Below are 23996 nucleotides of genomic sequence, written 5' to 3'. Positions count from 1 at the left end.
GGGTGATGGTTCGGTTGACTCGTCCGGCATGGCACGATCGGACCCGTGATGTGGTTCTTCGGGCTGATCGTCGTGGTGTTGATCGGGGCTGTCGCGGTAGTGGCCTCGGGTCGTTGGGGTGCCATGAGCACGGCGTACGACGACCGGCCCGACATGACCGTGCCCGCGCGGCAGGCGCTCACGTCGACCGATATCGAGTCGGCACGGTTCGCTGTCGGGGTGCGCGGCTACCGGATGGACGAAGTCGACACGCTGCTCGAACGGGTCGCGAAAGAGGTCGCTGAGCGGGACCGCCGGATCGCGGACCTGGAGCGGGCGGTCGCGCCGATCGTCGAGGCGCCGGACGGTGCGGGCTTCTCGTCCAAGTCGCCGTACGACGCGTCCGAGTTCGAGGACACCGGGCCGCACCAGCCGATCCTCGTCGGCGGGGACTTCCCCGCCGGCAAGCCCGCTGAGGACGAGCCTGAGGAGTCCACGGCAGAGGTCCCGCAGGTCACACAACCGGCACCTCCCGCCGCCGAACAGCCAGCTCCTGCGGCCGAGGTGGCAACTCCTGCGGCCGAGCTGATCCCGCCGGCCGCTGAGCCCACGGCCGAGTCCGAGCCGGCCCGCGCTGAGCCCGCGGACGACGACGAGCCGGAGACGTCTGAGCTGCCCCGAACCAGGCACGAGGCAGCCGCCGACGAATACGAACGCCTGCAGGCCGAGGCGCGCGCCCTCCTAGAAGCCCAGTCCCAGCCCGTCACCCCCCGCCGCACCCCCGCCACCCCCACCCAACAGCCCCCAACCACTCAGCCGCCAGCAGCCCCGCAGCCACCCCAGGCATCCACCCAGCCGCTGGATCAGCAGCCGCCGCAGGCGTTTGCCCAGCAGTCGCCGAGCCAACAGCCGACGCTGCCGTCGAGCCCGCAATCGGCGGACCAAGAACCGCCGCAGGCCTTCAGCCAGCAGGGCCCGCTGCAGTCGGAGCAGCCGTCGCGGGATCAGCAGTCGCCGCAGGCTGCACCGCAGGAGCCGACACCCTCGGTTGGTGCGCAGCAGGTGCCCCAAGCCTCGACCCAGCTGTTAGCTGACAGCCAGCCAGTTGCGGGCGAGTATGCCGGTCCTGCCGTGCACTCGACCCAGGTGGCGGAGCCGCAGCAGCAGTTGCTGCCGGAGCGGCAGCTGGCCGACGTGCAGCAGCCCCCGGCCGAGCAGGCCGGTCCGGCGACACACTGGACGGAGGCAGAGGCGCCGCAGCAGCGGGCCGACGGGCAGCAGGCGCCAGGCCAGCAGACCGCGCCCCCACAGCATTGGACGCAGGCGCAGGAGTCGCAGTACGTCGTGCACGACGAGCAGGCGGCTGCCCAGCAGCAGTCGGCTGACGGGCGGCGGGCGCCAGGTGAGCAGGTTGCTCCTGCACAGCACTGGACGCAGGTGCCGGAGTCACAGCAGCAGTTGGCCGACGTACAGCAGCCCCCGGCCGAGCAGGCTGGTCCGGCGACACACTGGACGCAGGCAGAGGCGCCGCAGTCGGCTGACCAGCTGCGGGCGCCCGGTGAGCAGGCCGCACCTGCACAGCACTGGACGCAGGCGCAGGAGTCGCAGTACGTCGTACGCGAGCAGCAGGCGGCTGCGCCGCAGCAGTCCGCTCCGCAGCAGTCCGCCCCGCAGCAGTCGGCGCCGCAGCAGTCCAACCCGCAGCAGTCCGCTCCGCAGCAGGGTGGGCAGCAGGGGGAGGGGTGGCAGTTTTGGCCGCCGGCTGAGCAAGAAGGGGAAGGCGCTTATCAGCGGCCGAGCTGATGGACGGGACGGGGAGTTGTCACGCGGAGGCGTCGGTCGTGTTGGGGCTGGCGCCGGAGGATGCTTGGGCCGTCGTGATGGACTGGGAGCGTCAGTCCCGCTGGATGCTGCTGACGCGCGTCTGGGGGACTGAGAACGACGGCATCGGGGTCGGCGGCGGGGTCGCGGCGCGGACTTCTGTCGGTGGCGTCGGGTTCACTGACGACATGGTCATCACACACTGGGATCCGCCGCGCGAGTGCACGGTGAAGCATCTCGGCAAGGTCGTCCGCGGCACCGGCACGTTCACGATCGCGCCCGTGTCCAGCGGCAGCGTCTTCACCTGGGAAGAGAACGTCGACCCGCCGCTCGGCCGCCTCGGCTGGATCGTCGCGCGGCCGGCGTTCGAGCTGATGATGCGAGTCTCGTTGCACCGCCTGGCTCGAGAGGTGCAGGCATGACGGTGGTCGGCCCGGACGGGCAGCCGCGGTGTGGGTGGGCGACGTCGGCGCCGGAGTACATCGAGTATCACGACAACGAGTGGGGCAAGGAGATCCGGACCGACGTCGGGCTGTTCGAGCGGATGACGCTCGAAGGGTTCCAGTCCGGGTTGTCGTGGATCACGATCCTCCGCAAACGGGAGAACTTCCGCAAGGCGTTCGCGTACTTCGACCCGGAGACGATCGCGAAGTACGACGGCGCCGACTTCGACCGGTTGATGGCCGATCCCGGTATCGTCCGCAACCGGCTGAAGATCAACGCGACGATCAACAACGCCCGCGCGCTGCTGGAGCTCGACGACGGCGAGTTCACCGAGCTGCTCTGGTCGTTCGCGCCGGCCAAGCACAAGGCGCCCAGAACGCTCGCCGACGTGCCGGCCACCACGCCCGAGTCGGTGGCGATGTCGAAGGCCCTCAAGAAGAAGGGTTTCGTCTTCGTCGGACCCACCACGGCGTACGCGTTGATGCAGGCGACCGGCATCGTGAACGACCACTTGAAAGCTTGTATAGCCCGCTGAATCTCGTGCACGTGCAGCTGCCTTCTGCATCTGCAAAAGGCTCTTTGGCGAAACGCAAACACAAACGGCTGAACGAGTTGTGCACCGGGCACTGAACGTGATGAGGTGTTCATCGGGCTCCCCGACTGTCAGGTGGTTGTCCGGCCGTGACTCGCCCGGCCGGAACGCGGTCTGGGAGCCCACCAAACGTTCTACGGCAGCTGGTTCGTGCCGTCGGGAGTGAAGGCTGTTCGGAAGACATCCGTTCCGGACAGCCCACTCACCTGCGTGCCCTTCGGTGTGACGGTGAGGTAGAGATTCGCCTCGGCGAAGGCGTCGGCCGCATCGTCGTCCGCAGTACCGAACTGGCGCGTCCAACTGCGGGCGTGGTCAGGCGAGTACTTCGTCAGTACGCCGTCGAACTTGCCGAGCGGCGTCTCCAGCGAACCGTCGGTGAAGCCTGCCACGTAGAGGTTGCCGGCAGCGTCGACGGCCGCCGCGGCGCCCTTGTCGTTGGTGGATGTGCCGAGCTGGTCGCGCCAGGTCAGGTTGCCGTCGGAATCGGCACGGGCGATCAGGAAATCCTTGTCGCCGTTGAGAGTTCCGGCAAAGTCGCCCGCCGTGTAACCCGCGAGATAGACACCGCCGTGCGGGTCCGCGGCGAGCGCCCATACTTCGTCCGATGCCGGAGTGCCGAGCTGCTTCACCCACACCGGAGCGCCGTCGGTCGAGTAGCGCGCGAGCAGACCGTCGACGCCACCATCGCCAGACATCATTCCGCCCAGATACACCGATCCGTCGGAGACGGCGACCGCCATCCCCTTGTCCTCACCGGCACTTCCGGTCTGCCGCAACCACACCAGTCGTCCATCACCGTCGAACCGAGCAACGAACACATCCTTGTCGCCCTGGTTCGCCCCACCCAGAGCGCCCTTCGTGTAGCCGCCGACATATACATCGGTTCCCGACACCGTCACCGAGTAGCTGCGATCCGCCAACCCAGGTACGCCGAACTGCGTCAGCCACCGTCGATTCCCATCGGCGTCGTACTGCGCCACGAACCCGTCGTCCGTCGCGTTTCCCGCATGCATACCGTCCAGATCGCCGTTCGTGTACCCGGTCACCACAACGCGCCCGTCCGCGTCGACCGCAACGCCGTACGCGCGTTCGGTCCCGCTCGTCCCGAGCGATCGCGCCCACTCCCGCGAACCGTCCGCGCGGTACTTGACCAGCGCGACATCCGTCCCACCCGCGTACGGCTGCCCGTCGAGCGAGCCGGCCGCCGCGACCGCCTGATAAACGTTGCCTGAGGCATCAGTCGCGATCCCGCCGGCGCGGTCGTCGCCCGCCGTACCCGTCATCGCGGCCTGCATCGGGACGGCCGGCGGCTTGCCGATGTACCGGAAGATGTACTTCGCGCCTTCGGCGAACGTCGGTCCCCACACGTCCCAGTCGTGCCCGCCGTTCACGACGCGGAACTCCGACGTCAGGTTCGGCACCCGCGACGCCTGGTTGAACACGATGTGCGCCTCCAAGTCGAGGTCGTGGGTGGCGTCGATCGCCTTCGGGTTCTTGTACTCGTCGTCGCCGACCGCGATGAACAGATGCGACTTCAGTCCGGTCGCCGAGAACGACTTCAGCGCGGCCGGCCAGTTCAGCTTCAGGTACGTCGACTCGACGAACGGATCCTTACCCTTGCCGAAGGCACCGAAATCGCGGGTGCTCGAATCGGCCGGCGGCAGCGGGAAGTACACCGCAGGACTCAGCGCGATCGCCGCGCCGAAGGCCTCCGGATGCGCCAGTGAGTACCGCAGCGCACCGGCGCCGCCCATCGAGTAACCGGCGATCGCCCGCCCGCTGCGGTCCGCGATCGTCCGGTACGTCGCGTCGACCTGCGGCACGAGATCCCGGAAGAACGCCGTCTCCACAGGCCGGCCAGGGTCGACGCCCTTGTAAGCGGAGTCGACGTACCAGCTGGCCCGGCTGCTCCACGGCGCGTCGGGCATGATCGCGATCGTCGGCGGGATCTCGCCGCCCCCGATCAGCTCGTCGAGCCGGCTCTTGACCTGGGTCCAGGCGCTCATCGAGTCCCCGCGCCCGTGCAGCAGGTAGACGACCGGGTACCGGCGGGTGGACGCGTCGTACCCGGCCGGTAGGTAGACGTTGTAGTTGATGTCCTCGCCGAGCGTCGCCGACCGCACGGCGGCGGACTTGATCACTCCCGGCTCGGCAGCAGGCCCGGATGGTACGGCGGTGAACCCGGGCACGACGAAGCTCCCGACCAGCGTGGCGGCAGTCAGGGCAGGCAGCAGCAGTTTCCTCACACGGCTGTTTGTAATCGCTTACGTAAACGATTACAAGAGGTGGTGTCGTACGTAAGAACGGGTAGTGGTGGGCCTACCGCGGCGTGTCGGAGTCTGAACAGGCGTCTGAGCCGACCACGACCCGTTCATCGGTACGCGGCTAGCGGCCGGTGAAGGTGGGCTTCTCTTTCGCGACGAATGAAGCGACGGCGTTGTGGTGGTCTTCGGTCCCGCCGGTCAGCTGCATCTGGCCCGCCTCGAAGGCGAGGGACTCGGCCAGGGTGTGGGTGGCGGAGTAGTTGACCGACTGGCGCACCGCGCCGTAGGCGACGGTGGGGCCGGCGGCGAGCCGACCGGCGAGCTCGGCGACAGCCGAGGAGAGTTCGGCAGCGGGGACGACGGAGGTCGCCAGTCCGAGGTCGAGCGACTCGGCGGCGGAGATGGTCCGCGGGAAGTACAGCAACTCGAGTGCCTTGGCGCGCCCGATCAGCCGGGGCAGCGTCCACGAGATCCCCGTGTCGCACGACAGCGCGATCCCGGTGAAGGCGAGATTGAACCCCGCCGTGTCGGCCACCACCCGGAAGTCGCACGCGAAGGCCATCGACGCGCCGGCACCCGCCGCCACGCCGTTGACCGCCGCGATCACCGGCTTCGGCATCTCGGCCAGCGCCAGCGCGATCGGCGCGTAGTGGTCCGGCACCGTGCTCCACAGCGCCGCCTGGTCATTGGCCTGCAGCAGCCCGATGTGCTCCTTCAGGTCCTGCCCGACGCAGAACGCCCGCCCGGTCCCGGTCAGTACGACGACGCGGGCCGCCGGATCCTCGGCCGCGGCCCGGATCGTGTCGCGGAGCAGAACCTTCGTCGGCGTGTCGAGCGAGTTCATCGCGTCCGCCCGGTTCAGGGTGATGGTGGCCACGCCGTCGGACACGGCGTACACAACGGAGTCACTCATCGTGGTCAGCTCCTTGACTGTCGGTGAGAATTTCAGTGCAGAGTCAGGCAGTTGTCGACGAAACGCCCGGCCGCGGGGCCCAGTCGTTCGGCGTGGAAATCGAAGAACCCGGCCGCCCGCGTGCCGGCCCAGTCGGCGGGCAGCAGCTCGTCCGGCAGCCCCGGGTCGCGGAACAGGAACTTGCGCCACTCGTGCACCAGCTCCGACCGTACGGCGAACGCCTGCTCGTCGCCGTTGCCGTCGGTCGCGTCCTGGCCCGCCTCGTCGACCAGCGCCTTCGCCTCGATCAGCCAGGCGTCGTACGACGCGCCGAGCTCGTCGAGTCTCCAGACCCGCCGGGCGAACTCGACGGCGCCGTCGTCGACCGGCGCGCGGAACCGGTCCGCGGCGATCCCTTCCATGCCGAGAATCTGGTCCACCTCGGCGTCGTTGCGCAATCCGACCCAGGCGCCGTCGGACAGCGGAGCCCAACCCAGGAAGGCGAGTTGGCTCGCCAGCTGTTCGCGGCGGCGGGCGTTCGGGACCTCGCGGAGGATGCCCAGATGCCAGTGCCGGTCCCAGTCGCCGGGGCCTTCGGAGCCGGTGACCACCGGCGTGCCGTCCGGGGCGGTCCGGTAGATCCGGGCGGCGGCGTCGTCGAGCCTGCGACGCGCCCGGGACGTCAGCGCGTACCCGGGCTGTCCGTCGATCCGGACCGGCTCCAGCCAGCCCTGCCGGACCATCCGGGACACGGCGGTGCGCACCGCCGGCGGATGGACGCCGAGCGGCGCGAGCAGCTGGACCAGGGCCGCAACCGGGGCGCGCGCACCACGCGCGCGCAGGTGGTCGCCGTACAGGTCGAAGAGGGCTGAACGGGCGTGCACAAGACTCGAGTCTGCCGTATGGTGCACGGCTCTGGCCTGGGATCGGGAATAATGGGGTCTGATACACACTGCGATACGCGCCGACGGCGCATCACCGCAACGGCGCCGGCGACGGTTCCCCGCGCGGTGTCGTCGCTCAACACCGACACTGGGAAGGGGTGCGCGCATGGCGGCGATGAAGCCGCGGACGGGCGATGGTCCGCTCGAGGTCACCAAGGAGGGCCGGGGGATCGTGATGCGGGTTCCGCTCGAGGGCGGCGGCCGGCTCGTCGTCGAGCTCAACGCGGACGAAGCGACCGAGCTCGGGAACGCGCTCAAGGCTGTCGTCGGCTGACCAGGTTCTCCCCGGGGTGCCCACGCACTCCTCTGACAATCTGCGACCCCGGTGGGTGCCTTTTACGGCACCGGCCGGGGTCGTTACGGTTGCCTCCTCCCCCTGATCAAACTCCAGTGAGGTCCTCCTAGTGGCTCGCCGCAGCAGTTCGTCCCCCTTCCCCAGCCTGCCCGGTGTGACCTGGCAGCCCGGTCTGCCGGTGCACGGATCCCCGACCTGGGTGATCGTCGTCGGCGACGAGAGCGGTCTGCCGGCCGCCGCGAAGGAGGCCGGCGAGCGACTCGGCGTCGACCTCGACCGGTTGCTCGAGGTGCAGCAGGACACCGGCTTCAGCGCGTCGGCCGGCGCGGTCGCGGCGTACCCGCTGCTGGCCGGCGAGGTGGCCGAGATCGTGCTGGTCGGTGCCGGCGACGGCAGTTCGAAGGACCTGCGACACGCCGGTGCGGCGATCGCGAGGTTCGGCCGCGGCAAGGACGAGCTCACGACGGTTGTTGCCGAGGGCATCGATGATGCGGGGCTGCAGGCCTTCGCCGAGGGCGTGGTCCTCGGCTCGTTCTCGTACACGCTGAAGACGGTCGATCCGGGCAAGCCCGCGGTCGGCAAGGTGACGCTGACCGACGGTACGGCGGATGTGCGCCAGCCGGCCGTCGACCGCGGCATCGTCGTCGGCCGGACCGGATGGCTGGCCCGGCAGCTGGCGATCACGCCGTCGAACGAGAAGGACCCGGCCTGGATGGCCGCGCGGGCGACCGAGGTGGCCGCCGCGACCGGTCTGGTGGCGACGGTCTGGGACGAGAAGCAGCTTGCCGCGGAAGGCTTCGGCGGCATCCTCGCGGTCGGGCAGGGTTCGACCAGGCCGCCGCGGTTCATCCGCCTCGACTACGTCCCGGCAGGCGCGTCCAAGAAGACGCCGTACGTCGTGCTGGTCGGCAAGGGCATCACGTACGACACCGGCGGCCTGTCGCTGAAGCCGCGCGAGGGCATGGTGTCGATGAAGCGCGACATGACCGGCGGCGGTTCGGTGATCGCGACGATGTCGGCGCTGCGCGACCTCGGTGCGAACGTCCGCGTCACCGGCCTGATCTGCTCCGCGGAGAACATGCCATCCGGTTCGTCGTACCGCCCGGACGACGTGATCCGGCACTACGGCGGCCGGACCACCGAGGTGAAGAACACCGACGCCGAGGGCCGGCTGGTGATGGCCGACGGTCTCGCGTACGCCGTGAAGGAGCTCAAGCCGGACGTCCTGGTCGACGTGGCCACGCTGACCGGCGCGATCAAGGTGTCGCTCGGCGCGATGCTGTACGGCGGCATGTTCGCCACCGACGACGCGCTGGCCGACAACCTCGCCGACGCCGGCCGGATCTCGGGCGAGGAGGTCTGGCGGATGCCGCTCCCGCCGGAGTACGAGGACCTGATCGCGACTCCGATCGCCGACTCGGTCAACAGCTCGAAGGGCCCCGGCTCCATCACCGCCGCGCTGTTCCTGAAGGCCTTCGCCGGCGACATCCCCTGGGCCCACCTGGACCTCTCGTCGATCGCCGAGTCCCCGGCCGACCACTTCGAGTACTCCGTCGGCGCCACCGGCGCCGGCGCTCGCCTCCTCACCACCTGGCTGACGAGCGAAGCACCCACCGCCGGCATCGGCTGACTCACCCCACCTCCCACCCCCACCCCATCCCCCACCCGCGGGATGGGTTCACCTATCCCGTTGTGGGTTCCACCCCCGGGGTGACGGCGGTGAACCCACCACGCGGTGGGTCAACCCATCGCAGGCGGGTTATCCACAGATTGCGCGAAGGGGCAGCGGGGAGGGGGTGGGGGGAATGATGCTGGGTGGATGAATCCAGAGCTTGGGCGAGTCGCGGTAGGGCAGGGCGGCGTTGTCAGTCGCGCCCAGGCCATCAGGGCCGGATACACCCCGGAGCAAATTCGTGAACGTCTGACTGACGGCAGATGGGAGCGGGTTCGGCGCGGGTACTACGCCGAGCGGGCTGACCTCGCTGCCTTGGCGCCGTGGGAACAGGAGCTGTTTCGTCATCGGCGACTCGTTCATGCTGCGATGAACGCCATGCGGCAGGGCTCGGCCGTGGTGAGCCATTACTCGGCATTGATCCTGCACGGCATTCCGGTTTGGCGTGCCGACCTCGCCGAGGTTCAGTTGACGCGGACGAGCGGACGCGGCGAGGTCAAGGCAGGAGTCCGGCATCATCAGGGTCGGCTGATCGCGGCGGACGTCACGCGGGTGGACGGGTTGGCGGTCACGTCGGTGCCGCGAGCCGTGGTCGAAACCGCGAGTACGACGTCGTTCGAGGCTGCTGTGATCAGCGTCGATGCGGCGCTGCGCCGGCCCGATGTGTCCGTCGGCGAGTTCCATCGCCTGCTGACCGTGACCGACTGCTGGCCCGGCGGACCGACAATCCGGTCGGCACTTGCGTTCGCCGACCCGCTGGCTGAATCCGTCGGCGAGTCGCGGCTTCGCGTGCTCATGCACAACGAAGGACTGCCGCCGCCGGTGCTCCAGGCCGTGTTCGAGGACGACGCCGGGTTCATCGGCCGGGTCGACTTCTACTTCCCTGACTACAACACGGTTGTCGAGTTCGACGGCTTGGCGAAGTACGGCGGTGCCTCTGATCTCACACTGATCAACGAGAAGGTCCGCGAGGACCGCCTCCGAGCGTTGGGGCTGCAGGTGCTCCGGCTGAGGTGGGTCGATCTCGCGTACCCGGCCCGTACGGCGCTGGCGATCCGCAAATCGTTCGACATCGCCCGGCGTACACACTTGGCGGGCTGACCCGCCGTGCTGTGGGTTCCCCGCCGGTACTACGGGGTGCGAACCCACAACGGGATAGGTGAACCCACCCAAGGAGGGCCGGCGGGCCGAGGGCGGGGGTGGGGGTGGGGTTAGGCGATGGCGTCGAGGTCGGTGACGGCGTCGGGCGGGAGGAGCAGGTCGCGGGCGGCGATGTTCTCGCGCAGGTGGGTGAGTGACGACGTGCCGGGGATGACCACGCTTGTCGACGAGCGTTGCAGGAGCCATGCGAGTGCGACCTGTTGTGGGGTGGCGTTCAGGCGTGCCGCGACCTTGGCGAGGGTCTCGGACTGGAGCGGGGTGAAGCCGCCCAGCGGGAAGAACGACGCGAAGGCGATGTTGTGCTCGGCGGTGTAGTCGACCACGGCGTCGTCGTCGCGGCGGACCAGGTTGTACAGGTTCTGGACCGTGACGATCGGCGCGATCTCCTGGGCCTCGCGGATCTGCGTGATCGTGACGCCGCTCAGGCCGAGGTGCTTGATCAGGCCTTCCTGCTGGAGTTCGGCCAGGGCCGTGAAGGCCTCGGCGATCGACTCCTCGCTGCCGCCGTCGTGGGCGGGGGTGCGGAGGCCGACCACGTCGAGTACGTCGAGGCCGAGGTGCTCGAGGTTCTCGTGGACCTGCGCCTTCAGGTCGTCAGGGTCCTGCGTGATGTTCCACGAGCCGTCGTCGCCGCGTCGCGCGCCGACCTTCGTGACCAGGTGCAGGCCGGCCGGGTACGGGTACAGCGCCTCCTTGATCAGCTCGTTCACCACGACCGGCCCGTAGAAGTCGCTGGTGTCGATGTGCGTGACGCCGAGGTCAACGGCTTCCCGCAGTACGGCGATGGCCTGGTCGCGGTCCTTCGGCGGGCCGAAGACACCGGGGCCCGCGAGCTGCATGGCGCCGTACCCCATCCGGGTGATGGTGAGGTCCTCGGCGAGGGTGATGGTTGAGTTCGTCATGCTTCCACTGTTGCCCGGAGCACCGAGACCAGGGAGTACCCCGCTGTTCCTGGGAGTGACAGGACCCAGGCACCCGGGCAGGGTCCGGACTACCGTGGGAGTCATGGAGAGTACGAACGCGCTGGGCGACTACCTCCGGGCCAGGCGCGAGCAGGTCAAGCCCGAGGACGTCGGCATCCGGAGCATCGGCCTGCGCCGCGTCCCCGGGCTGCGCCGCGAGGAGGTCGCGATGCTCGCCGGCATCAGCTCGGACTACTACCTCCGCCTCGAGCAAGGCCGTGACCGCAATCCGTCCGTGCAGGTTCTCGAAGCGCTCGCCGACGTACTGCGACTCGACGCCGACGCAACCGCCTACCTGCGCAGTCTCACCCAGGAGCGCCCGGCTCCACGACGGACCGGCGAGAAGGTCCCGGAGAGCATCGTCGAGCTGATCGACGGGCTGCCCGACAACCCGGCGTACGTGCAGAACAAGTACACCGACTGCCTGGCCGTGAACCCGCTCTGCGCGGCGCTCTCCCCGAACTACGAGGTCGGCGTCAACCTGCTCACCGCAGTACTGCTGGATCCTCGCGAACGTGAGCTGCGCCGCGACTGGGAGGACCTGACGGAGGAGGGCGTCGCGATTCTCCGCACCGTGCTCGGCCCGAACGTGGACGACCCGCGCCTGAAGGAACTGGTTGGCGATCTGTCCGTCCGCAGCGAACGCTTCCGCCAGCTCTGGGCGCGGCACGACGTCCGCCCACGCAAGGGCCGGCTCAGCCAGTTGACGCATCCCGCCGTCGGCGACCTCGACCTCCGCTCGGACAAGCTCACGATCGGCGGGACCGACAGCATGACGCTGGTGATCTTCCACGCCGTACCGGGATCGCGCGACGTCGAGTTGCTGGCCCTGCTCGGCAGCCTGATCGCGTCCAGCGACGAGCAGCCGCAGCCGAGCCCGAAGGAGTCTTCCTAGCCCGGGAAGCCACCGTCAGGCCCAGCGGCTGAACGCGCGGATGATCCCCGGGTACGCCGCGAACGCCGTGCCCGTGTGATCGACGGGGCCCATGTGGTGGACCGTGACGTCGGCGCCGCGTGCTCGCAATGAGGCTGCACAAGCCTCGGCGTTGGCGGCCACCACGTCGGTGTCCTTCGTACCGCTGTAGAGATGCACCGGGACCCGCGGCGTCCAGTCGCGACACACCTGATCGGCCGCTCGGACTGCCCGCAGCAGGCGACCGGTCGGGTGCTGCAGCTGCTTGATGAACGCCGGCGTGAACAGCTTCTGCGGCGTGTCCGGCAGCGCAGCGACGATGTCCTCATAGGAGTGTGTGCCGTCGAACAGCCCTTCGACGGTCGCCGCGTACGGCGCCTGGAACACTTCACGTGGATCGTCGTACAGCCCGACGGTCCGGTTCCACGCGGTGATGAGGTACCCGAGGTAGAACGTCGCCGTCGGCGGCAGGACACCGGCGGTGAAGACCGCGGGCAGCTCGCTGCCGAGCAGGTCGTACGGACCGGCGACGGCCTGGATCGAGCCCATGCGGAACGGGCCGACCTCGCCGCGGCTCAATGCCCGGCCGAAGGCCATCGACGCACGCCCGCCCTGCGAGAAGCCGGTCACCAGCACGTCCCGCTTCAGCGCGATCCCGTGCTTGGCCGCGAAGGTCCGTGCCGCGAGCAACAAATCGCCCGACGAGGTCGTCTCGGTCCTGGTGTCGAGGTACGGCGGCTTGCCCGGACCCAGCCCGAGCCCGAGGTAGTCCGGAGCCAGGCCGACCAGCCCCTGACCCGCGAACAGCGCCGTGACCAGCCGATCCGTCGACGTATCGTCCACCGACGCCGCCGCGGCCTTCGTCGCGTTGGTCCCGTGCAAGTACTCCGCGACGGTCAGCGCACCGCGACGCCCGTCCGGCAGTACGACGATCCCGCTCGCGGTCGTCGGCCGTCCGTCGTGGTCGATCGTCCGATAGATCAGGCGGTACGCCGTCACGCCGTACGCCGCAGGTGGTGTGCCGGGGAAGTCGGCGGACGCCGCGTTGAGCTGAGCCGTGGTCAATTGCGCGACCGGCACCGCTGAGACCACCGAGCCGCGCGGAGCATGCACGCTGGAGACGGCGGCCTCGGACAGCGTCGGCCGGCTGACGGCGCCGAACGCGGACAGCGGGAACGTGAGCAGGGCAGCAGTCGCGATGGTCGCGGCGACAGTTTTCGTCAGGCGAGATGTCATATCTCAACCCAACCGCCGCCGCGGCACCCGAAGAATGGTGCGAAGCCCCGTACCGAGGTGGGGTTTCTCCTACCCGAGCAGGCTCGTGTACAGCTGGACGGTCCGGTCCGCGACGGCGTCCCAGCCGAACTGCGACACGGCCCGCTCACGCCCGGCCCTGCCCATCTCGTCCGCGCGCGCCGGATTGTCGACCAGCGCGTTGATCCCGTCCGCGAGACCGCGTTCGAACGTGTCGGTGTCGTTCTCGTCGTACGGGACCAGGATGCCGGTCACGCCGTCGTCGACGACCTCGGGGATGCCGCCGACCGCGCTCGCGACGACAGCGGTCCGGCAGGCCATCGCCTCCAGGTTCACGATGCCGAGCGGCTCGTAGATCGACGGGCAGCAGAACGCCAGCGCGTGGGTGAGAACCTGCCGGACCTGCTCGCGCGGCAGCATCTCCGAGACCACGAACACGCCGTCCCGAGCCAGTTTGAGGTCGTCGATCAGCGCGTCGGTCTCGGCCTTCAGCTCGACCGTGTCGGCCGCCCCGGCCAGCAGCACGAGCTGCACGGACGGGTCGAGGCGCAGGCCGGCGCGGAGCAGGTGCGGGACGCCCTTCTGCCGGGTGATCCGGCCGACGAACGTCACGTACGGGCGATTGAGGTCGACACCCAGCCGCTCGAGCACCTGCGTGGACGGGTCCGGGTGGTAGAACTCCGCGTCGATGCCGTTCGAGATCACGTGGACCTTCGCCGGGTCGATCGACGGGTAGCAGTCGAGGACGTCGTCGCGCATCCCGCGGCTCACCGCGACGACTGCGTCGGCCGCCTCGTACGCCGTCTTCTCGGCCCAGCTCGACAACCGGTACCCGCCGCCGAGCTGCTCGGCCTTCCACGGGCGACGCGGCTCGAGCGAGTGCGCGGTGACGACATGCGGTACGTCGTACAGCAGCTTGGCCCAGTGGCCGGCCATGTTCGCGTACCAGGTGTGCGAGTGCACGAGCTGAGAGTCGCCGACCGCGGCGGTCATCGTGAGGTCCGTGGACAGGATGCGCAGCGCCGCGTTCGCACCCGGCATCCGCGGGTCGTCCTCGGAGTGCGCGGTCGCGCCCGGCCTGGGCTCGCCCATGCACTGCACGTCCACGTCGATCAGCCGGCGGAGCTCGCGGACCAGGAAGTCCACGTGCACCCCCGCCCCGCCGTACACATCCGGTGGGTACTCACGCGTCAGGATGGCGACCTTCATAAGCTCCGACCATAGGTCATCAGGCCACGTGTGTCGGCACCCAGAACCTCAGCTTTCCGTGTCGTTCGTCTTCCAATTCGCCGCCGGCCGCCTCGATCACCTTGCGCGAACCGACGTTCCCGGTGTCGCAGGTGACGAGGGCCGGCTCGATGTCCAGGGCGGCCGCGATCGGCAGCGACTGGGCCAGCATCTGGGTCGCGTACCCGTGCCGGCGCGCGGACGGGCGGACGCAGTACCCGATGTGGCCGGCCACCTCGAGCAGGGCCGGGGTGAGCCAGTGCCGGATCGACAGCCGGCCGAGGAACTCGATCCCGTCGACGAACCACAGCACGGTCTGGTGCACGATCCCCGGCGGCAGCTCGGTGGCGGGATCCGCCTCGGCCTTGATCGCCTCGACCAGCCGGTGGAACTCCGCCGGGTCGGCCGCCTGTTCCCGGGTCCACTCCTCGTCGTCGGCGGCGATCGACCGTGCACCCATCCACCGCTCATGATCCGGACCGAGCTCGTCCCAGGCCGCGAGAAACGATCGATGAACGGCAGTGGTCGGTACGACGAGGATCGGCATCTTTACAGTGTCGCGACACTCGCAAGCGCTTATGCCTTGGGGTATCCGGAGCTAAGGTGCGGACATGGCAAAGGCGCCCAGAGTTCTCGGAATCGTGCTGGCCGGTGGTGAGGGGAAGCGGTTGATGCCGCTGACGGCGGACCGGGCCAAACCGGCCGTGCCGTTCGGCGGCAGTTATCGGCTGATCGACTTCGTCCTCTCGAATTTGGTCAATGCCGGGTATCGAAATCTCTGTGTGCTCACCCAGTACAAATCGCATTCGCTCGACCGGCACGTCACGCTGACCTGGCGGATGTCGACCCTGCTCGGCAACTACGTGACCTGCGTCCCGGCGCAGCAGCGGCTCGGCCCGCAGTGGTACCAGGGCAGCGCCGACGCGATCTACCAGTCGATGAACCTGATCAGGGACGCGGACCCGGAGTACATCGTGGTCTTCGGCGCCGACCACGTGTACCGGATGGACGCGTCGCAGATGGTCGCCGCGCATATCGAGCGCGGGAACGGCGTCACCGTGGCCGGCATCCGGGTGCCGCGGGTCGAGGCCAGCGAGTTCGGCGTGATCAAGACCGGTGCGGACGGGCACGTGATCGACGAGTTCCTGGAGAAGCCGGCCGACCCGCCCGGGTTGCCGGACTCGCCGGACGAGACGTTCGCCTCGATGGGCAACTACGTCTTCACCCGCGACGTCCTGGTCGACGCGCTGCGCAAGGACGCCGCCAACCCGGCCTCGCGGCACGACATGGGCGGCGACATCGTCCCGATGCTCGTTGCCGAGGGCAAGGCGGGGGTGTACGACTTCCAGGAGAACGACGTACCGGGCGCTCTGGACCGCGACCGGTCGTACTGGCGCGACGTCGGGTCGCTCGACTCCTACCACGAGGCCCACATGGACCTGGTCTCGATCCAGCCGGTGTTCAACCTGTACAACTCCGACTGGCCGATCTTCACCTCGCACCCGCAACTGCCCGGCGCGAAGTTCACCGACGACGCGACCGTCGGCGAGTCGATCGTCTGCCAGGGCTCGATCGTCACCGGGGCGCACGTTGACCACTCGGTGCTGGGTTCGAACGTGATCGTCAGCTCGGGCGCGGACATCCAGCGCTGCGTGATCATGGACAACTGCAAGATCGGCAAGAACGTCGTACTGAAGAACGTCATCCTGGACAAGAACATCGTCGTCCCGGACGGCGTCGAGATCGGCGTCGACCCGGACTACGACCGGGAGCGCGGATTCATCGTGTCCAAGGGCGGCGTGACGGTGCTCGGCAAGGGCCAGATGATCGAGGCGCCGAAGGCCGCCGCTGCCGACGAGGTCGCCGAGGGGTGACGGCCGAGACAATGTCCGAGCAGGGGGCGCTGTCCCTCGATGCCACCGACGCAGGGCATCGGGACCTGTTCGACGTGCCGCCCGCGCAGGGCGGTGACTACCCCGAGGTGGCGTACTTCGCAGGCAACTCGCTCGGCCTGCGACCGAGAGCGACCCGCGCCGAGCTGCTCGAGGACCTCGACGCGTGGGCCGCGCTCGGGGTCGAGGGCCATCTGGATGCGGCCCGACCCTGGCTGCCGTATCACGAGCTGCTGACCGGTCCCGCGTCCCGCTTGATCGGTGCGTTGCCGAGCGAAACTGTCGTGATGAACTCGCTGACCGTCAACCTGCACCTGCTGATGGTGTCGTTCTACCGGCCGACCCGGTCGCGGCACCGGATCGTCATCGAGGACGCCGCCTTCCCGTCGGACAGCTACGCCGTACGGTCGCAGGTCGCCTTCCACGGGTACGACGCCGAGGACGCGGTCGTCCGGCTGCGTCCGCGACCGGGCGAGGACAGTCTGCGGACGGCGGATGTCGTCGAGCAGCTCGGTGGCGACGTGGCGCTCGTACTGCTCGGCGGCGTGAATTACCTGACCGGCGAGTTGATGGACATCCCGATGATCACCAAGGCCGGTCATGCGGCCGGCGCGGTCGTCGGGTGGGACCTCGCGCACGCGGCCGGGAATGTGCCGTTGGCCTTGCACGACTGGGATGTGGATTTCGCGGCGTGGTGCTCGTACAAGTACTTGAACTCCGGGCCTGGCGCATTGGCCGGTGCGTTCGTGCACGAACGTCACCTCGGCACGGACCTGCCGCGGTTCGAGGGCTGGTGGAGCACGGAGGCGGCGACGCGCTTCGAGATGACGCCCGAGTCGCGGCCGCCGGCGAGCGCCGACGCGTGGCAGGTGTCGAACCCGCCGATCTTCTCGATGAGCCCGGTCCGGACATCGCTGGAGCTCTTCGACAAGATCGGCATCGAGGTACTGCGGGAGCGGAGTGTGCGATTGACGGCGTACCTGGAGAAACTGCTGGCGGACGTGCCGTTGCAGGTGATCACGCCGACGGACCCCGCGCGCCGCGGCGCCCAGTTGTCGTTGCGGGTCACGGCGATGCGGGCCGGTGAGCTGTCGCGCCGCCTGCGGTTCGAGTACGGCGTGATCGCGGACGCGCGTGAGCCCGACGTACTGCGCCTGGCGCCGGTGCCGCTGTATTCGACGTACCACGACTGCTGGCGGGCCGCGACGGCGTTGACCGAGGTGATGGCATGAAGGTCGCGATCGTCGGCGCCGGGCTGACCGGTTCGTTGCTCGCGTGTTTCCTGGCGCGGCGCGGGTTGACGGTGACGCTGTACGAGCGTCGCGCGGACCCGCGGGTTGCGCAGGTCGAGCGGGGCCGGTCGATCAACCTGGCGATCTCCGAACGCGGGCTGAACGCGTTGCGGCGGATCGGCCTGGTCGACGAGGTGATGGCGGATGCGCTGCCGATGAAGGGCCGGATGATTCATCCGGTCACCGGGCCACTGGACTTCCAGGCGTACTCGGCGTCGGGGGATCGCGCGATCAACTCGATCAGCCGCGGTGCGTTGAACAACGCGCTGCTGACGGCCGCGTCGGCTGCCGACGGGGTCTCGGTCGAGTTCGAGCATCGGCTGGTGGAGCTGGATTCTGCTGCCGGCCGGATGGTGTTCGCGACGCCTGCGGGCAAGGTCTCGGTCACTGCCGATGTCGTCCTCGGGGCCGACGGGGCCGGGTCCGCGGTCCGCGAGCAGTTGCTTGCCGAGGGCATCGTTGCGGAGAACGTCGAGTTCCTCGACTACGGCTACAAGGAGCTGTCGATCCCGGCCGCCGACGGCGAGTTCGCGCTGGACCCGGGTGCGTTGCACATCTGGCCACGCGGTACGTCGATGATGATCGCACTGCCGAACCCGGACAAGTCGTTCACCTGCACGCTGTTCTGGCCGGCCGGGTCCTTCGACGCGCTCACGTCGGGGGCCGGGATCGAGGAGCACTTCAGCACCAACTATCCCGATCTGTTGCCGTTGGCACCGAACCTGGTCGACGACTACCTGAACAATCCCGTCGGCGTGCTCGGGACCGTGCACACGCTGCCGTGGCAGGCCCACGGCCGTACTGCGTTGCTGGGGGACGCCGCGCACGCGATCGTGCCGTTCTACGGGCAGGGCGCCAACTGCGCCTTCGAGGACGTGGTCGAACTCGACCGCTGCCTCGACGACACCGGCGGCTCGTGGGCGCGGGCGCTTCCCCTGTTCGAAGCCCGCCGCCGCGAGAACACCGAGGCAATCGCCGAAATGGCCCTCGCCAACTTCGTCGAAATGCGCGACAAGGTCGCCTCCCCGGTCTTCCGCCTGCAGAAACGCGTCGAACACGCGCTGGAGCGACTCCTACCTGGCCGCTACTTCTCCCGCTACGAACTCGTCTCCTTCAGCAACACGCCGTACGCCGAGGTGCAGCAACGGGTCCGACGCCAGCACCAGCTTCTGGGCGCTGGAGCCGTCGCCGCGCTCGGAATCCTCACGACCCTCGCCCGCGCAAGGAAACGCCGATGAGCCCGCGCAAGGAGACGCCGAGGAACACGCCGTGCTCTCGCCCCGCGCCCACTCCCGTGCTCGCGCCCACGCCCGAGCTCCTGCCGGTGCTCGCGCCTGACCATTCCATACGGTTTGGTATGGAAGCCCTAGGAGGTACCGGCGTATGAGTCTGTGGTCGCCTGAGTTGCTGACTGGGCAGCCCGCATCGGTTGGGTTGCTTAGGCATTTTCTTGGCGGCGAGTTTGTCGAGAGTGGGGCGCGGTTCGCGAAGGTCTCGCCGGTGACGGGGGAGCAGATCTTCGACGTGTGTGAGGCCGACGAGGCGACCGTGGATGCGGCGGTGGGGGCGGCCAGGGCGGCGCTGCGCGGCCCCTGGGGGCGGATGAGCGAGCAGGAGCGGGCCGTCGTACTGCGTCGGGTTGCGGACGAGCTGGAGCGGCGGTTCGAGGATCTTGTCGCGGCCGAGGTGGGCGACACCGGGAAGTCCATCAGCCAGGCGCGGACGCTCGACATCCCGCGGGGTGCGGCCAACTTCCGGGCGTTCGCAGACTTCGCGACGACAGTGCCGACCGAGTCGTATACGACTGTGCTACCGGACGGGCGTCGCGCGCTGAACTACGCCGTACGGAAACCGGTCGGCGTGGTGGCGATCGTCGTACCGTGGAATCTTCCGCTGCTCCTGCTGACCTGGAAGGTCGCGCCGGCGCTTGCCTGTGGCAACGCTGTGGTGGTGAAGCCGTCCGAGGAGACGCCGTCGTCGGCGACCGTACTGGCCGAGGTGATGGCCGACGCCGGCGTACCGGCCGGGGTCTTCAACCTCGTCCACGGCTTCGGCCCGTCGTCGGCGGGGGAGTACCTGACCCGGCACCCCGGGGTGGACGCGATCACGTTCACCGGCGAATCCGCCACCGGTACGTCGATCGCCAAGGTCGCAGCTGATCGCGTGAAGGCGGTGTCGTTCGAGCTCGGCGGCAAGAACGCCGGCCTGATCTTCGCCGACTGCGACCTGGACGCGGCCGTCGAGGGCTCGGTCCGCTCGGTCTTCACCAACGGCGGCCAGGTGTGCCTGTGCACCGAACGCCTGTACGTCGAACGCCCGGTCTTCACGGAGTTCACCGAACGCCTGGCCGCGCGCGCCGCCGAGCTGACCTACGGCTGGCCGGCCGACGAGGCCACGATGAACATGCCCCTGATCTCCAAACAGCACCGCGACAAGGTCCTCTCGTACTACGACCTCGCCCGGCTCGAGGGCGCCGAGGTCGTCACCGGCGGCGGCGTACCGACGTTCGGCGACGCCCGCGACGGCGGTTGCTACGTGCAACCAACTGTGGTCACCGGTCTGGGGGCCGATGCCCGCACCAACCGCGAGGAGATCTTCGGCCCGATCTGTCACATCGCACCGTTCGACACCGAAGAAGAGGCCTTCGCGCTGGCCAACGACAGCGACTACGGCCTCGCCGCAACCGTCTGGACCCGCGACGTAGGCCGGGCCCACCGCGCCGGCGCCGCACTCGACGTCGGCCTGTGCTGGATCAACACCTGGTTCCTCCGCGACCTACGAACCCCCTTCGGCGGCGTGAAGTTGTCAGGCGTAGGCCGCGAAGGCGGCCGCCACTCGATCGACTTCTACACCGAGACAACCAACGTCTGCGTCGAGCTGTCCTGATCAGGGCCGGGACAGCTGCTCGATCAGCGGCGCCACCGCGTCGGCGCCGACGAACCTGCCGAGTTCGCTGACGTCCTGACGCATGCCTTTCACCGCGTCGACGGCCGTACCGGACCGCAGGACCGCTGCCAGCAACCTGCTCGCGGCCGGCGTCTCGCCGAGGCCGGTCGCGAAGATCACCAGCTCGAGGCAATCCCGGTACTTCGGCACCAGGCCGTGCAGCGCGTCGAGCTGCCCGGGCAGATCGTCCGGCAGCGGGCCGCTCAGGTCCGACATCCGGCCGATCGATGCCGCTACCGCCGACTGGAGCAGGGGAGGGACCCGGTCCGCCGCGCCCCGGTACCACCAAGTCAGGGCCTGGCCGTAGAACGCCCAGCCCTCGACCGGCTCGAGGACCGCCGCCCGCTCGAAATCGGCGGCCGCATCGGCATACCGGCCGAGCGCAAGGCCGGCCCGGCCGCGCCCGATCCACACGTGGGGGCGAGTGGGCAGAAGCTCGACGGCCCGCGTGTAGTCGCCCAGCGCCGCCTGATGATCGCCCGTGCGGTAGTGGAACCGACCCCGCATCGCGAGCACGGACCCGTTCCTGCCGGTCAGCTGAACGGCACGGTCGAACTCGCGCCGTGCCGCCGCCGTGTCGCCCAGTAGGTACAGGGCGTGGGCGCGAAGTGCGTGGACCGCGTGGTTGTTGGGGAGGAACCGCAGGATGCTGTCGAAGTCCTCGATCGCCGCCGCGTACCGGCCGCGCTGGAGCCGCGTCTGCGCCCGCTCGATCACGGCAGGCATGTCGTCAGGATTGCGTGCGATGGCGCGGTCGAGCTTGCGCATCGCCTCGTCGGGATCGCCGGCGTCTGCCCCGAGCAGCCGGCGTGTCAGCATGACCTCTCCGGAGTCCGGCGCGAGTCCGGCAGCCCGGTCCAGGTCGGCGAGCGCCGCCTCGCGCCGTCCGGCCCGGTTGTTGAGCTGTGCGCGAGTCGTCCAGAGCTCGACCGAGTGCGGCTCGGACCCGAGGGCGCGATCGAGGTCGGCCAGCGCCTCGTCGAACCTGCTGAGCTCGGTGTACACCTCGGCGCGCTCGGCCAGCGCCGGCAACGGTTCCGGATCCAGCTCGATCGCCCGGCCGAGGTCGGCGAGGGCCTCGTCGAACCGGCCCAGACTTCTGAACACGGACCCGCGGCCGTAGTACAGCAACGGGTTGTCCGGGTTGCTCTCGATCAGCCGAGACAGGTCCGGCACCGTGTCGGAGGCGTCGCCGGACACCAGCCGGCCCATCGCCCGCGCGACCGCGACCTCGATCTGGAGTTCCGGATCGAACCCTGGATCGAATCCCGGATCAGGCTCCGTCCGGCCGAGGATGCCGGACAGCAGGGCTCGTTCACCGCGGGCCTCGGTCGAGCTCGGATCGAGCTCCACCGCACGGTCGACGTCGGCCAGCGCCTCGGTGAAGCGACCGCTGCGCAGGAAGAGGTGGGACCGCCAGAGCAGCCAGGTCGGCTCCGCTGGGGCCAGAGCGATGGCGTGATCGAGGTCGGCCCTGGCCTCGCTGGTCCGATCCAGGTCCAGATACAGCGCGCCCCGCCCCGCGAGCAGGGCGGGATCGGCCGGCCGGAGCTCGAGAGCGCGGTTGATGTCCTCGAGGGCAGCGTCGTACTGCTCGAGGAGCCGGTGGACCTCGCTGCGGGTGGTGAAGACCATGCCGTACTGCGGATCCAGCCGGGCCGCCTCGTCCAGGTGCAGCAGCGCCTGGTCGTACTCGCCGAGGTCGGCGTGGATCTGTCCGCGCAGTTCCTTCGTCGCCGCGCCTGGGAAGAACTCATCGGCGTGGTCGAGATCGAGCAGGGCCGCCGCGTGATCTCCCGATCTGGTCTGCAGCTGGCTCCGCAGGAACCACCCGTACCACCGGTGCTGGTCGTCGAGGGACCGGTCGCCGGCCAACTGACCCAGCAGCGCGATCACGTCAGCAGGCTCACCGGTCAGCCGGCGAGTGAGGTCCGCGCCTGTCGTCCGCAATGCCTCGACACCCGAGTCGTCGCCCGCCTGAGCGATCGTTCGGGCCCACCGCACCGCACCGTCGCTGGTACGTCGGTACACGTCGATCAGGCCGTGCAGGCTGTCCCGCAACGCGGGCGTCCCAGCCGCACACAGATCGTGGTAGGTCTCCTCGAGTTTCAGGTCGAGCCATCGGTCATCGCGCCATCGCTCGAACACCGGCAGGTCGAGCGCGTCCTGCCGGCGACGGTAATGCTCGGCCAGCGCCCGATGACGGGCCGGCCAGTCGTCCGGGTCGGTCCGGCGGTACGAGCGGATCATCATCGTCCGGACCACGTCGTGGTAGTAGTAGCCGTCCGGCTGGGCGACGACGAACGGCAGCCGGCGTAACCAGTCGAAGTCGGCGGCCGCGCCCGACGCGATTGCCACGGTCTCACGGTCCAGCCGGCGGCACAGCGCGGCCGCCTGCGCTGCCCGCTGCCGGTCGAGGTCGGAGACGCCGTGCAGAAAGCGCTCGACAGCCGTGCCGGTCGAGTCGGAGGCCCTGATCGTGCCGTCCTTAGCGGCGGCGGCGAGCATGGCGACCAGCACCGGCAGACGGCCGGAGAGCCCGATGATCAGCTCGACGGTCGCGGGATCGACGATGCCGTGGGCGGCGAGGAGCTGGTGGGTCTCGGCCGCCGTGAACACCTGGAGCTCTACGTCGGCCCGGATGGTGAGGTAGCCGGCCCAGAGGTTCGCGTCGAGCGGCTCCTGGCCCGACACGACCAGGACGATGTCTTCCGGCAGGTCGCCGTACCGGCCGTCGAGCAGCTGCAGGAGCCAGCCGTTGAGGTACCGTCCGGTCGACTCGAACGCGTCGAAGAACAGCACCGAAGGCTGCCGCCTCGCGGCCTGCCGCAGGTCGGTGACGAAGGCCCGGCTGAGCACATCGACAGGTGACAGCAACAGGTCGAGGTCGTGCCGTCGTCCGAACCGGCGGGCCAGGAAGGCCCGGACCTGGTCGGCCTGCACAGCCGCCTCGTCTTTGTCGATCTCGTCGGTGAACGCACCGACGAACGGGAGGTCACCGGCAGCGCGCAGCGCGATCCGGGTCGCCGAGCGGGTCAGCAGCGAGGACATCCCAGCCGGCGCGTTCGGATCGGAGTCCACGGCCCGCCGGTCCTTCCGGTACTGCGCCAGCCTCCGGCCGAACGTCGTGCACTCGAGGCCGGACGCGGCGAGCGAAGTCGTCAGCTGCTCCAGCGCCGACAGTACGTCGTACCCGGAGCCGACGTACCCGGTGGCGTAGCCGCGCGACTCGGCCAACTGGCGCCACTGCCCGACCAGGCTGGTCTTCCCGACCCCCGCGGCACCGTGTACGGCGAAGACGAACCGGCGTCGCCCGTCGTCCACCGGCAGCGTCAGGTTGCGCTCGAACTGCGCCAGCGGCTCGGCACGGCCGATGAACGCACCCTCCTGCCGGGCCCGGATCCGGTCCTGCAGCGAAGGTTTCGGCTCGGCCACCCCGGCCCCCA

Annotated in this window: 19 protein-coding genes and 1 pseudogene; 12 read left to right on the top strand and 8 right to left on the bottom strand. The window is 69.3% G+C overall.

The annotated features are described in order from the left end of the window. Positions 1-48 precede the first annotated feature (48 nt). From ABT313_RS33805 to ABT313_RS33795, 3 genes are read left to right on the top strand one after another with little or no spacing between them, the layout of a single operon-like run. Complete coding sequence (locus ABT313_RS33805) at positions 49-1782, top strand: DivIVA domain-containing protein (RefSeq protein ID WP_350862455.1); 1734 nt, start codon at positions 49-51, stop codon at positions 1780-1782. Continuing rightward, on the top strand, positions 1782-2222 hold the full coding sequence (locus ABT313_RS33800) for an SRPBCC family protein (RefSeq protein WP_350862184.1): 441 nt from the start codon (positions 1782-1784) through the stop codon (positions 2220-2222). Before ABT313_RS33805 ends, ABT313_RS33800 begins: the two co-directional genes overlap by 1 nt. Beyond that, complete coding sequence (locus ABT313_RS33795; RefSeq protein ID WP_350862182.1) at positions 2219-2779, top strand: DNA-3-methyladenine glycosylase I; 561 nt, start codon at positions 2219-2221, stop codon at positions 2777-2779. The genes ABT313_RS33800 and ABT313_RS33795 overlap by 4 nt, the downstream gene beginning before the upstream one ends. Positions 2780-2970: 191 nt before the next feature. On the opposite strand, the gene ABT313_RS33790 is transcribed toward ABT313_RS33795, so the two are convergent. The 3 genes from ABT313_RS33790 to ABT313_RS33780 form a co-directional block, all read right to left on the bottom strand. Next, positions 2971-5082 (bottom strand): alpha/beta hydrolase-fold protein, encoded by a 2112-nt coding sequence (locus tag ABT313_RS33790; protein WP_350862180.1) that lies wholly within the window; start codon positions 5080-5082, stop codon positions 2971-2973. A 139-nt stretch (positions 5083-5221) separates the two neighbouring features. Continuing rightward, the gene (locus tag ABT313_RS33785) at positions 5222-6013 is read right to left on the bottom strand and encodes an enoyl-CoA hydratase/isomerase family protein (RefSeq protein ID WP_350862178.1); all 792 of its coding nucleotides are present in this window, start codon (positions 6011-6013) and stop codon (positions 5222-5224) included. Between the two features lie 32 nt (positions 6014-6045). Next, the gene (locus ABT313_RS33780) at positions 6046-6876 is read right to left on the bottom strand and encodes a PaaX family transcriptional regulator (protein ID WP_350862176.1); all 831 of its coding nucleotides are present in this window, start codon (positions 6874-6876) and stop codon (positions 6046-6048) included. A gap of 166 nt (positions 6877-7042) precedes the next feature. Between ABT313_RS33780 and ABT313_RS33775 the strand changes: the two genes are divergently transcribed. The 4 genes and pseudogenes from ABT313_RS33775 (at position 7043) to ABT313_RS33760 (ending at position 10004) form a co-directional block, all read left to right on the top strand. Beyond that, positions 7043-7210, top strand: a complete 168-nt coding sequence (locus ABT313_RS33775) for a DUF3117 domain-containing protein (protein ID WP_012923066.1) — start codon at positions 7043-7045, stop codon at positions 7208-7210. A gap of 175 nt (positions 7211-7385) precedes the next feature. Next, complete coding sequence (locus ABT313_RS33770; RefSeq protein WP_350862173.1) at positions 7386-8861, top strand: leucyl aminopeptidase family protein; 1476 nt, start codon at positions 7386-7388, stop codon at positions 8859-8861. A gap of 189 nt (positions 8862-9050) precedes the next feature. After that, positions 9051-9185 (top strand): annotated as a pseudogene (locus ABT313_RS33765) (type IV toxin-antitoxin system AbiEi family antitoxin domain-containing protein); the annotation flags it as partial. Positions 9186-9272: 87 nt separating this feature from the next. Further along, positions 9273-10004, top strand: a complete 732-nt coding sequence (locus tag ABT313_RS33760) for a putative endonuclease domain-containing protein (RefSeq protein ID WP_350862461.1) — start codon at positions 9273-9275, stop codon at positions 10002-10004. 110 nt (positions 10005-10114) lie between these two features. On the opposite strand, the gene ABT313_RS33755 is transcribed toward ABT313_RS33760, so the two are convergent. Beyond that, entirely contained in the window at positions 10115-10966 is an 852-nt protein-coding gene (locus ABT313_RS33755; RefSeq protein WP_350862171.1) for an oxidoreductase, read from the bottom strand. A 103-nt stretch (positions 10967-11069) separates the two neighbouring features. Here ABT313_RS33755 and ABT313_RS33750 point away from each other — a divergent pair, with 103 nt between their 5' ends. Next, complete coding sequence (locus ABT313_RS33750; protein ID WP_350862169.1) at positions 11070-11921, top strand: helix-turn-helix transcriptional regulator; 852 nt, start codon at positions 11070-11072, stop codon at positions 11919-11921. A 15-nt stretch (positions 11922-11936) separates the two neighbouring features. On the opposite strand, the gene ABT313_RS33745 is transcribed toward ABT313_RS33750, so the two are convergent. The 3 genes from ABT313_RS33745 to ABT313_RS33735 form a co-directional block, all read right to left on the bottom strand. Further along, the gene (locus ABT313_RS33745; protein WP_350862168.1) at positions 11937-13175 is read right to left on the bottom strand and encodes an alpha/beta hydrolase; all 1239 of its coding nucleotides are present in this window, start codon (positions 13173-13175) and stop codon (positions 11937-11939) included. Between the two features lie 69 nt (positions 13176-13244). Continuing rightward, positions 13245-14402: a glycogen synthase gene (glgA, locus tag ABT313_RS33740; protein WP_350862166.1), complete on the bottom strand. Its 1158-nt coding sequence runs from the start codon at positions 14400-14402 to the stop codon at positions 13245-13247. Positions 14403-14421: 19 nt separating this feature from the next. Beyond that, positions 14422-14967: a GNAT family N-acetyltransferase gene (locus tag ABT313_RS33735; protein ID WP_350862164.1), complete on the bottom strand. Its 546-nt coding sequence runs from the start codon at positions 14965-14967 to the stop codon at positions 14422-14424. 64 nt (positions 14968-15031) lie between these two features. Between ABT313_RS33735 and glgC the strand changes: the two genes are divergently transcribed. From glgC to ABT313_RS33715, 4 genes are all read left to right on the top strand, one after another. Then, positions 15032-16294 carry a glucose-1-phosphate adenylyltransferase gene (glgC, locus tag ABT313_RS33730; RefSeq protein WP_350862162.1) on the top strand — a complete coding sequence of 421 codons (1263 nt, stop codon included), beginning with the start codon at positions 15032-15034 and terminating at the stop codon, positions 16292-16294. Continuing rightward, a complete protein-coding gene (kynU, locus tag ABT313_RS33725; protein WP_350862160.1) occupies positions 16291-17544 on the top strand; it encodes a kynureninase in 1254 nt (417 codons plus the stop codon). Before glgC ends, kynU begins: the two co-directional genes overlap by 4 nt. Further along, positions 17541-18842, top strand: coding sequence for an FAD-dependent oxidoreductase (locus ABT313_RS33720; RefSeq protein WP_350862158.1), 1302 nt, complete (start codon positions 17541-17543; stop codon positions 18840-18842). Before kynU ends, ABT313_RS33720 begins: the two co-directional genes overlap by 4 nt. A gap of 145 nt (positions 18843-18987) precedes the next feature. Beyond that, complete coding sequence (locus ABT313_RS33715) at positions 18988-20490, top strand: 2-hydroxymuconic semialdehyde dehydrogenase (protein WP_350862156.1); 1503 nt, start codon at positions 18988-18990, stop codon at positions 20488-20490. On the opposite strand, the gene ABT313_RS33710 is transcribed toward ABT313_RS33715, so the two are convergent. After that, positions 20491-23985 carry a tetratricopeptide repeat protein gene (locus ABT313_RS33710; protein ID WP_350862154.1) on the bottom strand — a complete coding sequence of 1165 codons (3495 nt, stop codon included), beginning with the start codon at positions 23983-23985 and terminating at the stop codon, positions 20491-20493. Positions 23986-23996: the final 11 nt, after the last annotated feature.

Source organism: Kribbella sp. NPDC000426, assembly GCF_040300265.1.
Taxonomy (GTDB): Bacteria; Actinomycetota; Actinomycetes; order Propionibacteriales; family Kribbellaceae; genus Kribbella.
This window is presented reverse-complemented; position numbering and strand designations above follow the sequence as displayed.